Below are 12,470 nucleotides of genomic sequence, written 5' to 3'. Positions count from 1 at the left end.
CCGTTTTCACGGCGCCGGCGCGGCCAGTGCCGGCTTTCCACGCCCCGCCCGAAGGTCAACGCTGACACCCCGTGACCGATATGACCCTTTTCTCTCTTCAACCAGATTCCAGGAGCCACCATGACCATCACCCTCCGTCCGGGAAGCACCGTGATGTTCACCGGCGATTCGATCACCGACTGCCGGCGGTCGGAGAGCGAACAGGGTCTCGGCTTCGGCTACCCGCTTTACGTTGCGGGCGAGTGGGGATTCCGGCACCCCGACCGGCCCGTGACCTGGCTGAACACCGGGATCGCGGGCGACAAGGTGATGGACCTCGAAGCCCGCTGGCAGGCGGACGTGCTCGACGCGCGCCCCGACGTGGTGTCGATCCTCGTCGGCGGCAACGACATGGGCTGGCACACGTACGACCCGGACGGCTACGTGATCCCCGCGGAGGACTACGCGGCGGGTTACGACCGCCTGCTCGCGCCCCTCGCCGAGGCGGGCACGCAGCTGATCCTCATCGAGCCGTTCCTCCTGCCGATTCGCGGCCTTGTCGAGGTCGGCGACGTGCACGTCGGCGAAGAGGTGCGCAAGGAGTGGCGCGCCGACCTGGACCCGAAGATCCAGGTCGTGCGCGAGCTCGCCCGCGAGTACGGCGCGCACCTGCTCGCCGCCGACGGCATGTTCGCCGAGCTCGCCGCGACGACCGGGCCGGAGTACTGGGCCGCGGACGGCGCGCACCCGACGCCGGCCGGTCACGCCGCACTCGCGGCGGCCTGGCTGCGCCTGGTCGCGTGACCGTGCCTCGCCGTGCCCGGCACCTGCGGGCAGCCGGCAGGAGCGGGCTCAATAGACTGGGCCAACGTGAATGCCAAGCCGCGTATCCCGAATGTCCTGGCCGCTCGTTACGCTTCGCCGGAGCTGGCCCGCCTGTGGTCTCCCGAGCACAAGGTGGTGCTGGAGCGCAGGCTGTGGCTCGCCGTGCTGAAGGCCCAGGCCGACCTCGGGATCGAGGTGCCCGAGCAGGCGATCGCCGACTACGAGAAGGTCGCCGAGCAGGTCGACCTGGCCTCCATCGCCGAGCGGGAGAAGGTCACCCGACACGACGTGAAGGCCCGCATCGAGGAGTTCAACGCCCTGGCCGGGCACGAGCACGTCCACAAGGGCATGACCTCCCGCGACCTGACCGAGAACGTCGAGCAGCTGCAGATCCGCGACAGCCTGCTGCTGGTGCGCGGCCGGGTCGTGGCGCTGCTGGCCCGCCTGGGCCGCCTGGCCGCCGAGCACTCCTCGACGGTCATGGCGGGGCGCTCGCACAACGTCGCCGCACAGGCGACCACGCTCGGCAAGCGCTTCGCGACCGCCGCCGACGAGCTGCTGGTGGCTTATGAGCGGCTGGAGGACCTGCTGGAGCGCTATCCGCTGCGCGGGATCAAGGGCCCGGTCGGCACCGCGCAGGACATGCTCGACCTGCTCGGCGGCGCCGACCGGCTGGCCGCGCTGGAGGACCGCGTCGCCGCGCACCTCGGGTTCGCCCGCCGCTTCACCAGCGTCGGCCAGGTCTACCCCCGCTCGCTCGACTACGACGTGCTGACCGCGCTGGTGCAGCTGGCCGCCGCGCCGTCCTCCCTGGCCAAGACCATCCGCCTGATGGCCGGGCACGAGCTGGTCACCGAGGGCTTCAAAGAAGGCCAGGTCGGCTCGTCGGCGATGCCGCACAAGATGAACACCCGCTCCTGCGAGCGCGTCAACGGCCTCACCGTGATCCTGCGGGGGTACGCCTCGATGGCAGGGGAGCTCGCCGGCGACCAGTGGAACGAGGGCGACGTGTCCTGCTCGGTCGTCCGCCGGGTCGCCCTGCCCGACGCGTTCTTCGCCTTCGACGGCCTGGTGGAGACCATGCTGACCGTGCTGGACGAGTTCGGCGCGTTCCCGGCGGTCATCGAGGCCGAGCTGGGCCGCTACCTGCCGTTCCTCGCCACGACCAAGATGCTCATGGCGGCCGTGCGGGCCGGGGTCGGCCGCGAGACCGCCCACGAGATCATAAAGGAGCACGCGGTCGCCTCGGCGCTGGCCATGCGGTCGCGCGGCGCCGCCAACGAGCTGCTCGACCGGCTGGCCGCCGACGATCGTTTCCCGCTCGGCCGGGCCGAGCTCGACGCGCTGCTCGCCGACCGGGCCTCCTTCGCCGGCGCGGCCGCCGGTCAGGTGGCGGCCGTGACCACGCGGATCGGCGAGATCACCGCACGCCATCCCGGCGACGCCGCCTACGCGCCGGGCGCGATCCTGTAGGGACGCGGGTGCGTGAGCTGGTGAGCGAGGCCGAGGTCGTCGCCGCCTCGGGAGACGACGACCTCGTCGTGTGGGCGGCGCAGGGCATGCGGCCCGGCGTGCGCGCCTGGGCGTACAGGGACGCGGTGGCGGTGGCCAGCCCCGAGGCGTCCCGGCGCGACCGCCTGGCGGTGCGGGGCACGGCCACCCAGGTCGTCCCGCTCGTGCGGCACGCCCTGGCCGAGGCCGGGCCGTCGTATCGGCCCCTCGGCGACGCCGCGCTGATCCAACAGGTCGTCGAGGCGGCGCCGGAGCTGGAGCTCGCCGGCCACTTCTCCTGGATGGGCACCGAGAAACTCGCCCCGCCCCGCCAGGAGACGACGAGCCGGGAGGGGGCAGGCCAGGAGGGGGCGGCCTCCTGGCTGGTGGAGTCCGCCGCTCCCGAGGTGGCCGAGCTGCTCGCCGCCGCCAACCCCGACTCCTACGCCGTGCCGGGCCTGCCGCGCGTACGCCGCTGGGCCGGCGTACGGGACGGTTCGGGCACCCTGCTGGCGGTCGCGGCCGACGCGTGGTCCGCGCCGACGGTGGGCCTGCTCGCCGGCGTCGCGACCGCCGTACCGGCGCGGGGACGCGGGCTGGGGGAGCGGGTGTGCCGGTTCGTGGCGTCCGCGCTGCTGGCAGAGCACGGCCGCGCGGCGCTGATGGTGGACGACTGGAACCGGGCGGCCGTCGCCGTCTACGAACGGCTCGGCTTCGCCCGCCGCCGCGTCGCCGCCGCCGGTCTGCGTACCTGATCCTTTTCGCTGGTCAGGCGGCGCGTGACGGTCCGATCAGGTGCGGGCTCTGCGCGTCCAGCACATCGGGCAGATCGCGCAGTGTGGTGATCCTCGGCACGGCGGGGGAGGAGGTGCAGGGCTCGGCGCGGTAGCGGTCGAGCCACACCCCGTGCATCCCCACCCGGGTGGGGGCGACCGCGTCGAGCAGGAGGTTGTCGCCCACCATGAGCACCTCCTGCGGGCGCAGGCCGAGCTTCGCCGCCGCCTCCCGGTAGCACTGCGGGGCGGGTTTGAACGCGCCGAGCGCGTCGGGCGTCAGGACCACCTCCATGCGGTCCATCAGCCCGATGCGGCGCAGCTTGGCCTCCTGCTGCACGGCCACGCCGTTGGTCAGCACGCCCAGCACGGGTGCGTCGTCGAGGGCCGCCAGCGCGTCCAGTGTCTCGGGCACGTCGGCGAAGGCGGCCCAGGCCGACTCGTAGTGGGTCAGGAAGGCGGCGAACGCCGCGCCCGGGTCGGCCGGCTCGGGCAGCCCGAGTCGCCGGCAGAACTCGAGCAGCCGCCTGCGCCGCTGCTCGGCGAACGAGCACTCCCCGGCGTGCCAGGCGGGCAGGTGCTTGTCCTCCAGGTCGAGCCAGAGCGCCGGCGTCTCCGGCAGCAGCTCGTGCCCGGGGCAGACCGACTCGGTCCAGCGGGTCGCGGCGTGCGCGACCGCCCGGCGATGATCGAAAAGGGTCTCGTCGAGGTCGAACAGAATGGCCCTGATCACGAGTCCTCATCTTGACAGAGCCCTGTTTCCGCCGCGTTTCCAGGTTGTGAAGCCCCCGCAGGTGACAGGTAGGAAATTTCCTACCTATTATGGGGTCGTGGACGTCACCCCCACCGCCGTACGGCAGTCGCCGCCACCGGCGGAAGACGAGATCTTCGCCGCACTCGCCAGCCCGGTGCGGCGCGAGGTGCTGCGCCTGCTCCGCGAGCGCGGCCCCCAGTCCGTGCAGGACCTGGCCTCCTGCTTCTCCATGGCCCGGCCCAGCTTCTCCGAGCACCTGCGGGTGCTGCGCGAGGCGGGCCTGGTCAGCGAACGCAGGGACGGCAGACGCCGGCTCTACCGCCTGGAGCCCGTCCCGCTCGTCCACGTCCGCGACTGGCTGGACCCCTACGAGCGGTTCTGGCGCGACAGGCTGTCCGCCCTGCGCCACCTGCTCGACGACACGGAAACCACCAGCGACACCCAAACCACCGACGACGCCGGCGGCCACCCGCACGACAGCGGCAGCGGCCCCCGGACGGACCAGGACGAGGAGAGGCCATGACCGACCCCGACGACCCGACCGTGCTGCGCCTGGACGAATACCTGGCGCACCCGCCCGCCCGCGTATGGCAGGCCCTGACCGACCCCGACCTGCTCGCCCAGTGGTTCATGCCGGGCGACTTCCGCCTGAGCGTGGGCCACCGATACACGATGCGCGGGACGGCCATGCCCGGCACCGGGTTCTCCGGCACCGTCCAGGCCGAGGTGCTGGCCTTCGAACCCGAGCGCATGCTCCGCCTGGGCTGGCGCGACGCCGACCCCGGCAGCCCCAGCGCCGCCGACTGGACGATCACCTGGACGCTCGAACCCGAAGGCCGTGGCACCCGGCTGTTCCTGACCCACGAGGGTTTCGACCCCGGCAACGAGATGCAGCGGCGGGCCCGCTCCATCATGGACGGCGGATGGCGGCACCTGATGACGAGCTCGCTCGCCGCCGTACTGTGACCCCCTTGCGTGGACCAGCCGGGGTCAGGCGTGCCGCGCCGCGTTGGCGTGGACCGCGTCGCGGACATACCGGCTCAGCCCCTCGGAGACCCGTTCGTAGTTCGCCGCGAAGCGCGGATCGGTGACGTACATCTCCCCGAGACCCTCGTGGATCTCGTAGGTGCAGTCGTAGAACCAGCGGGTGATGTGCGCGCGGTGCCGTTCGGCCACGTTCATCGCCCGCTCGCCGTCCGCCGGGGCACCCTCGGCGAAGGCCGCCGCGAACGCCTCCAGCACCTCGCCGGCCTCCGCCGTGATGGCCCGCCAGTCGTCCTTGGTGTAGCGGGCGGTGCGGCGGCGGCTCTGCTCGAAAGCGTCGCCGCCGCCCCACCGCTCCTCCGCCTCCTCGGCGTACTGCTCGGGATCGAAGTCGCCGAACACCTCGAACCGCTCCTCGGTGTGAGGGAAATGCCCAACTTCTGGGCCTATGCCAGTCGAGTTCTTAAGCGATGCCGAGGTGGCCTCGTACGGCCAGTTCCCGGCGCTCCGTCGCAGGCGGAGCTGGAGCGGTCGCGCCGTTCGTCAGGATGCCCTCGGCGCCACCTTGCCCTCCTTGTTCACGCTGATGCTACGAAACCCGGCTGCTATCGCGCGCGTACGCGGGCATCGCACCGCTCCTTTGCCCTGGCTGTAGCTGTTGGGAGTCCCGGACCGGCCTGGATCCGCCGCCTGGGCATCACCGCTGGGCACGGTGTGACGAGCCGGCAGATGGCGGCTCCGTCTCTCCTGCCGTCACGGGGTGACGTCGTGGGGTGCGAGCCAGTGGGCGGTCACGTAGGTACGGCCGTCGATATTGCTCACCACGGCCGCAGATCCGTTCGTGGTGGTCCGGCGCGCCACGAGTTCGATTGTGTCGCCGGCGTCAAATCGGTGCATGAACTGGCGCGAGCCGGTCGCCTGGACGTGGTTGCCCGGCCCGTTGCCTGGTTCGCTGATGTGGACGACCATGAGTTCGGTCCCGTTGACCAGCACGCCGTTTTTGTAGATGGCGGCGGTGACTCCGGTCGCCTGCTGAGCGGGTCCCGGGTTCGGCGGTATCGTGACCGCGCCGCGTACTTGGAAGTTGACCTCCCACTCGCCGCTCCGCGGGATGGTGAGAGTGGGAACCTCGGAGACGGCCTCCCATTCGCGGGCAGCCTCGGTGAGGTCGTGCCGGAAGGCCAGCGTGGCGGGGGTCTGGGACCAGGTGCCGGACAGCTCGATCCGCCACGTCTGCGGGCAGGCGCCCTGTTGTGGGGCTGTGACCTGCAGGCCTTGTCCGGCTTCGAGGAGCACTGTCGGGACGAGGAGACCGGTTGGCGTGCAGCTCAGCGCGTTGCACGGGGCGGGGTCGATCACCGGTTCGGCGGTGATTGGGTCGTTTTTGTGTCCGGTGCCGTTGAACGCGATGCACGTCGAGTCGGCGAAGTTGCATTTGCACTGCTGGCCTGGGGGTTCCGGCTGCGCGGCGGGGACGGCACCGGTCTCCGTCGTGCTGGGGAGGCTGATGTCGTCGTTGTGGGGCTGGTTGATGTCGTCCGGGGTCTGGTAGTGGCTCATGACCGGGCCTTTCCTGCCGGGGGCGCGGGTCCCTTCGGCACATCTCCTGGGCGGGTGAGGTTCTTCTAGGGGCCGCGAACTGCCTATATCACTCATAGTGATGTTCTGATTACACATTGCAAGTGACAGTTGAGTGAGACGAGCCTTTCTCCGCCCTTGCGGTCCGGCGTTACGCACCCTGCTGGCCCGGCGCGGGGTCACCTTCCAGGGCACCAAGACCTGGAAAGAACCACCTGCGCACCATGGTGGGGGTCATCCAGCGGAGCCCCGCACTGATCGCCTGGCGTCAGCCGCTTCCGCGGCGAGCAGGCCGCGGCCCTGGTCAAGGCCCTCGTCGAGGCGGGCGAACCGGACCACATGCGCGTCCGGCTGATGGCCGCGCACATCGTCACCGCGGCCAGTACACCATCCAGGAGACGTTCTTCCAGCGCCTGACGGACGGCATGCCCCCGCTGGCCGCGGGCAGGCTCGTCGGCGGAGAGGAGAAGTGATGCGCGCATGAGGAGTCACCTAAGAAACCGGCTTCCTGCCCGGCAACGTCGGCCGCCCCGAGTTGCACACGGAGGCGGTCGAGCGCGACATCCGGGTCATCGCCGACGAGCTGCACTGCACCGCGTGCGCATCACCGGCGGCACGCCCGAGCGGCTCTCGCTCGCCGCCGCGGCGGGTCTCGAAGTGTGGTTCTCACCCTTCCCCGTCGACCTGGGCGCTTCTGAGATAGCCACGGCAAGCCGATGGCCGTAACGGAGTTCGGCACCTGTCCTTACGCGGGATCCGGAGACCGCGGCGGCGTGGCCTGGGAGGTCCCCGCGGGGACCGTCCGCGACGAGACCGAGCAGGTCCGCTATTTCACCGAGCTAACGGACGCCTTCGAGGAGGCAGGCGTCGACGCCTCCTTCTGGTTCACTTTCGCCACCTACAACCGCGCAGGGCGTGCCGCCCTGGGCTCCTACGGCGTCGTCGAAATGCTGGATCCGACCACCTGGAAGCCCAGAAAGGTCTTCCACACTATGACCACCCGCTACGCAAACCCCTAGTCGGGGGCCCGGCGTGCCACCAGAGCCTGCGCAAGGCCTGGCCGTCGCGGTTGGCACCGGTCAACCCCTTGTCGACATAGATCCGGTCGGCGTCAACGCCGAGCTCAGCGAGAGCGTTCAGCTGTGCGGCCAGGTCCTGCTCGTACGATCAGCGATCAATCCCGCGGTCCGTTTCTGCCGTATTCCGGTGGCACCCCCGGTAGACGGGGCCGCAGTCGGCGCCGTTGCGGCGGCGGTGCCCGTCGTTAGGATTCTCGTGAGCCGGGTGTCGGGGCGCCGCTCTGAGGGATCACGGCGAGGAGACGTCGGTGAAGCGCGCTCTACGCAGGTTCACGCTGGTCGGCAAGTCGTTGTTCCGGGCGGTGACGGGGCTCGGGAGGATCGCCCGGCGAATCGCCCGGCCGCCCGTTCTTTCCCGGCTGGGGATCGTCTCGCTCGCGCTCCTCGCGCTCGGCGGCGTCGGCCTTGGGGTCGCGGGCGGCGCCCTCACGGCGCAGTCTCTCGGTGCCGCCGCCGTCACACTCGTGGGCCTTGCCGTCGCCACGCTCCAGTGGCTGCGGCCCCGCCAGCCACGCCTCCCCGCGCCGCCCCCGGAGCAGAGGACCGGCGTGCCGGCACCGCCCGCCGAGCCCCCGCCGCAGCCGACAGCCCTATGGGGGACCGACGAACCCGAGGCCGCCAGGACACCTTCGGTCGAGCCCGTCCGTACGCTGACCGACTGGGGGCCGGCGCCCGCGCCCGCCGCCTTCTTCGGCCGGCATGAGGAGGTCGCCACACTGACGGACTGGATCCGGGGCCGGGCCCGGCTCGGCGTCATCGTCGCGCGGGGCGGGATGGGGAAGACGACCCTCGCGGCCCGGGTCGCCCGCGACAGCCGGGACCTGTTCGACGTGGTGGTCTGGCGATCGCTCGCCGACCGGCAGTCGCCGGAGGAACTGCTGCGCGACCTCGTCGGCGTCCTGCTGCCCGCCCGGGCGCCCGAGGCGGTGTCCGAGGGCGTGACCGACCGGTTGATCGCCGAGTTCATCCGGGTACTGCGGGCGCGGCGCTGCCTGGTCGTCCTTGACAACATGGAATCCGTTCTCCCGCCTGGAACGTCCATGCCGTCGCCACAGGAGCGCGCTCACCTGCGCCTTCTGCACGCGCTCGCGGACGCCGAGCATGACGGGACCGTGCTGATCACCACACGCGAGGCGCCGGCCGAACTGCTGGATCGCCCCGGTCGGCAGGTGTGCACGCTCCAGTTGGGCGGTCTCGACACCGCCGCATGCGCCGAACTGCTGACCGTTCGGGAGATCCACGCCGACGCCGCGGCGGCCGCGCGCATGGCGGAGGTGTACTCGGGCAATCCGTGGGAGATGACCCTCGCGATCGGCGTCGTCCATGACCTGTACGGCGGCGACGCCGGTGCGTTCCTACGGGAGGAGGTGGCGGTAACCGGGGATGTCAGGGGCCTACTGGCCGGTCAGATCGCCCGGCTGAACCCGCTGGCGCTCGCCGTCCTGCGATGGCTGTCCCTCGGGCGCGAGCCGCTCGGTCTCGACGACCTGATCCACTGCCTGACGCCGTCGGTGATCGCCAAGAGCAGGGTCCTCGACGCCATGGGCACGCTCCTCACGCGGGCACTGGCGGTGCGCACGGATCCCGGGCGGTTCACGGTCATCCCGGTGATCGCCGAGTACATGATCGAAGACCTTCTCGACCTGGCCTTCTCGGAACTCGTCGCGGGCGAGCCACAGGTGCTGTCCCTCCACGGCCTGCTGCGGTCGTCGTTCCGCGAGTACGTTCAGCAAGCACAGCGGCGGGTCCTGCTGGCACCGCTCGCCGCGCGGTTGCTGGACGTCTACGGCCCCGATGGGAGCCGCGAGCTGCTGCGCTCCTTCGTGCGGGGGCTGCGCGACAGGCCGGAGGCGGCGAACGGTTACGCCGCCGCCAACGCGCTCCACCTCGCTCTCGCCATCGGCGCGGACCTGTCGTCCTTCGACTTCTCGGGGCTCACGATCAGGCACGCCGCGCTTCAGAGCGCGCGCCTGAGCCACGTGTCGTTCCGCGGGACCCGCTTCGTCGGGACGTCGTTCGCCGACACGTTCGGCATCGTCAACGCCGTCGCGGGCGCGCCCGGCGGGGAACTCGCCGCAGCGGGAACCGCGGGCGGCGACGTGCGACTATGGCGGATGTCCGACAGCCAGCCCGTCGCCGTCTGGCGTGAGCACATGAACGCCGTGACCGCGGTGGCGTTCAGCCCGGACGGACGGTGGCTGGCCAGCGCCAGCGTTGACCAGACCATCCGTGTGTGGGAACTGCGCACCGGGCGTGCCGTCCGGGTGCTACGGGGCCACGAGCACATCGTCGCCGACGTCGCCTGGCATCCGTCCCGCCCCCTCCTCGCGACTGCGGGCTACGACAACAGGGTGCGGGTGTGGCACGCCCTCACCGGCGACCCGATCCGAATCCTCACCGACCACACGAACTGGGTCCGAGCCGTACGCTTCGCCGACGACGGAACGCTTCTGGTCAGCGCGAGTTTGGACGGTACCGTCCGGCTGTGGGACACCGATGACTGGCGGTGCCTGCGCATCCTCGGCGGCGACGAGGCGTACTGGAACGTGGCAGTGTCGGCCGAGCTCGTGGCAGCCGGCAACCCTGACGGCGACATCAGGATATGGAAGCGGGCCACCGGGGTGCCACGCGACCTCGGGCTCGGACATTCAGACCGGGTTCGCTCCCTGGCCTTCACACCTGCAGGCGAACGGCTACTCAGCAGCGGGGACGACAGTCTCGTCCGGGTCTGGGACATGACGACCGGTCGGCTGCTCCGCAGGCTGGAGGGGCACCAGCGGACTGTCAACTCCGTCGCCCTGCTCGGCGCCGGTCCGCTGGCCGTCAGCGGCGGCGGCGACCAGAGCCTGCGCATCTGGGACATCGACACGGGCGCCTGCCAGACGTCACTGGAGGGTCAGGAGCAGCCCATCAACTCCGTGGCGTGCTCGCCCGCCGGGATCATCGCGACGGGAGGCATGGACACCCTGATTCGGCTGTGGGACCGGGACGGCCACTGCCTGCGGATCCTTGCCGGGCACGCCGCCAAGGTGGGTCCGCTCGCGTTCAACGGCGACGGCACATGGCTCGCGTCCTGCGGGGACGATCGCACGGTGCGGGTGTGGGATGTTGCTACCGGCCGTGCCATCCGGGTGCTGACCGGTCACCGCGGCTACGTGTCCGACCTCGCCTTCAGCCCGGACGGGCAGCGATTGGCCAGCGGCGGGCAGCACCAGCTCGTCCACATCTGGGATCTCACGACGGGGAACATCCTGTTCTCGGTCCCCGCGGTGGAGTCGGCGGCAGGGCCGGTGACCTACACCCCGGACGGGCGCCTGCTCATCACCGGTGGCGGCGACCACTATGATCCGGTGAAGCTTTGGGATGCCCGGGACGGGACTCCGGTGGCGACCCTGCGCGGCGGCACTCCCGGCGGAGTGATCGCACTGGCCGTCACTCCCGACGGCGGCCGTCTCTTCGCGGCGGTCGCGCAGGGCCCGGTGGAAGTCTGGGACCTCGGAGAACGGCGTCTTCTCGCCAGGCTGCACGGCCACGAGGGTTACTGGCGGGCGGTCGCTTGCCACCCAGACGGCCGCACGGTCGCGACCGGCGGCGACGATCGGCTTATCCGGGTCTGGCGGGTGGAGGACCTGTCCGACCCCATGGTGATCGTGGGCCACTCCGGACCGGTGCAGGCCCTGGCGTACACTCCGGACGGGATGGCCCTGGCCAGCGCCAGCCTGGATGGCACCGCGAGGCTTTGGGACGAGGGAGGGCGGCAGGTGTCGATGCTCGTTCCGGACCGTCCTTACGAGGAGATGGACATCACGGGGGCGCACGGGCTCACCGACGCGCAGCGGGGGACACTGCGTGCGCTGGGCGCCGTCGACGAGGCCGTGCGGTCCCAGCGGTGACCCGCGGGGGGACGTCCGCGTTCCGGCGCTGCGGTCGGCACCACCGTGCGCGCATTTTCCCTCAGCCGGCTACCGCCGCCACCGGCCGCGGGGACTGCCCCGGCGATGGCGACTCCTTCGTCGACGCCATGGTCTGGGATGGTCGGCCGCATGCTGGCCGACCGCGGCCTCACCCGGCGTGAGGGTCAACCCGCGTGCGCCGCGATGAAAGTTTCCAGCGGATTCACACGATTGACCAGAAGGAACGAGGACGATTTAGTTTGGGTGATTGACATATTCCCGAACTTAATTCTACGGTGCGGGGACTCTCGCGCCGACGCAGGCAATCCCGGGGCGGGCAGCGGTCCTCCCGTTCACACCACGCGCGTCCGAAGGAGCGCAGATGCCTCCCACACCCCCTGAAACAGTCCCGAGCCCGCCCCGGACCCGCCGCCGCACGCCACGCGGAATCGCCGCCGCCGCGGCCGTGCCTCTGGCCGCCGTGGCGTTGCACGCGGTGCCCGCCCAGGCGGCGGTGCCCGCGGCGGGCGGTACGTACCAGATCAGCGTCACCAAGAGCGGCATGTGCCTGGACATCGTGTCCGGATCCAAGGACAACGGCGCGCTGGTGCAGCAGTGGGGCTGCACCACCGGCGCCGCCTGGCAGCAGTTCACCCTCAACTCCGCCGGGTCGGGGATCTACACCCTGGTCAACGTCAACAGCGGCCGGTGCCTCGACGTGCCCAGCGGGTCCACTACGTCGGGCACCGATCTGCCCTCCCGCTAGAACCGGCCGTCCTGGGTGCACTCCTCCACACGATCTCCGACGGCATCGCCGTCCAGGCGGCAGCTGGCCGCAGCCACGACGATCTGCGGCAGATCGGTGACTTGGCGCTGCGCGCCCTGCTGGACTGAAAGCCCTCAGACCACGCCGCGTCGCATCCCGAGGCCCCCTTACCAGGCACGCAGAACGATCTGCCCCCAAAGGCAGACCACCCGGCGCCCTTGGCGGGACATTCGTTCGCCTGCCACATCAGCCTCGAAACGCCGGAGCCCCGGACGCATCAGAACGAGAAGCCACGCCAGCGTCAATCCAGGCGACCGCCTCCCGCGACTTTTCGAGCCGAATGCGGGG

General features: G+C 71.1%; 11 protein-coding genes. 8 read left to right on the top strand and 3 right to left on the bottom strand.

Annotation, left to right across the window (positions count from 1 at the left end):
* Positions 1-120: 120 nt before the first annotated feature.
* From IL992_RS27120 to IL992_RS27110, 3 genes are all read left to right on the top strand, one after another.
* The gene (locus IL992_RS27120; RefSeq protein ID WP_193206192.1) at positions 121-783 is read left to right on the top strand and encodes an SGNH/GDSL hydrolase family protein; all 663 of its coding nucleotides are present in this window, start codon (positions 121-123) and stop codon (positions 781-783) included.
* A 66-nt stretch (positions 784-849) separates the two neighbouring features.
* Entirely contained in the window at positions 850-2,277 is a 1,428-nt protein-coding gene (purB, locus tag IL992_RS27115) for an adenylosuccinate lyase (protein ID WP_193206191.1), read from the top strand.
* An 8-nt stretch (positions 2,278-2,285) separates the two neighbouring features.
* A complete protein-coding gene (locus IL992_RS27110; protein WP_319018852.1) occupies positions 2,286-3,050 on the top strand; it encodes a GNAT family N-acetyltransferase in 765 nt (254 codons plus the stop codon).
* A gap of 13 nt (positions 3,051-3,063) precedes the next feature.
* Here the strand turns inward: IL992_RS27110 and IL992_RS27105 are convergent, their stop codons facing one another.
* A complete protein-coding gene (locus IL992_RS27105; RefSeq protein WP_193206190.1) occupies positions 3,064-3,801 on the bottom strand; it encodes an HAD family hydrolase in 738 nt (245 codons plus the stop codon).
* Between the two features lie 97 nt (positions 3,802-3,898).
* Between IL992_RS27105 and IL992_RS27100 the strand changes: the two genes are divergently transcribed.
* Positions 3,899-4,345: an ArsR/SmtB family transcription factor gene (locus tag IL992_RS27100; protein ID WP_319018851.1), complete on the top strand. Its 447-nt coding sequence runs from the start codon at positions 3,899-3,901 to the stop codon at positions 4,343-4,345.
* Entirely contained in the window at positions 4,342-4,788 is a 447-nt protein-coding gene (locus IL992_RS27095) for an SRPBCC family protein (RefSeq protein ID WP_193206188.1), read from the top strand. Before IL992_RS27100 ends, IL992_RS27095 begins: the two co-directional genes overlap by 4 nt.
* Positions 4,789-4,812: 24 nt before the next feature.
* Here the strand turns inward: IL992_RS27095 and IL992_RS27090 are convergent, their stop codons facing one another.
* The gene (locus IL992_RS27090; RefSeq protein WP_319018850.1) at positions 4,813-5,208 is read right to left on the bottom strand and encodes a TipAS antibiotic-recognition domain-containing protein; all 396 of its coding nucleotides are present in this window, start codon (positions 5,206-5,208) and stop codon (positions 4,813-4,815) included.
* 351 nt (positions 5,209-5,559) lie between these two features.
* On the bottom strand, positions 5,560-6,366 hold the full coding sequence (locus IL992_RS27085) for a hypothetical protein (protein ID WP_193206187.1): 807 nt from the start codon (positions 6,364-6,366) through the stop codon (positions 5,560-5,562).
* A gap of 734 nt (positions 6,367-7,100) precedes the next feature.
* On the opposite strand from IL992_RS27085, the gene IL992_RS46565 reads away from it, so the two are divergent.
* The 3 genes from IL992_RS46565 (at position 7,101) to IL992_RS27070 (ending at position 12,122) form a co-directional block, all read left to right on the top strand.
* Positions 7,101-7,403, top strand: a complete 303-nt coding sequence (locus IL992_RS46565) for a hypothetical protein (protein ID WP_226873838.1) — start codon at positions 7,101-7,103, stop codon at positions 7,401-7,403.
* Between the two features lie 308 nt (positions 7,404-7,711).
* Positions 7,712-11,356 carry a WD40 domain-containing protein gene (locus IL992_RS27075; RefSeq protein ID WP_193206186.1) on the top strand — a complete coding sequence of 1,215 codons (3,645 nt, stop codon included), beginning with the start codon at positions 7,712-7,714 and terminating at the stop codon, positions 11,354-11,356.
* Positions 11,357-11,738: 382 nt separating this feature from the next.
* Positions 11,739-12,122 carry an RICIN domain-containing protein gene (locus IL992_RS27070; protein ID WP_193206185.1) on the top strand — a complete coding sequence of 128 codons (384 nt, stop codon included), beginning with the start codon at positions 11,739-11,741 and terminating at the stop codon, positions 12,120-12,122.
* Positions 12,123-12,470: the final 348 nt, after the last annotated feature.

The sequence above is a fragment of the Microbispora sitophila genome (genome assembly GCF_014892245.1).
GTDB lineage: Bacteria > Actinomycetota > Actinomycetes > Streptosporangiales > Streptosporangiaceae > Microbispora > Microbispora siamensis.
Note: the sequence above shows the minus strand (reverse complement) of the source record. Positions and strands in the feature narration are given on the sequence as shown.

Coding starts and splice junctions, on each gene's coding strand:
- IL992_RS27120 (WP_193206192.1), top strand. CDS start 121: ATGACCATCACCCTCCGTCCGGGAAGCACCGTGATGTTCACCGGCGAT.
- IL992_RS27095 (WP_193206188.1), top strand. CDS start 4,342: ATGACCGACCCCGACGACCCGACCGTGCTGCGCCTGGACGAATACCTG.
- IL992_RS27085 (WP_193206187.1), bottom strand. CDS start 6,366: ATGAGCCACTACCAGACCCCGGACGACATCAACCAGCCCCACAACGAC.
- IL992_RS46565 (WP_226873838.1), top strand. CDS start 7,101: ATGGCCGTAACGGAGTTCGGCACCTGTCCTTACGCGGGATCCGGAGAC.
- IL992_RS27070 (WP_193206185.1), top strand. CDS start 11,739: ATGCCTCCCACACCCCCTGAAACAGTCCCGAGCCCGCCCCGGACCCGC.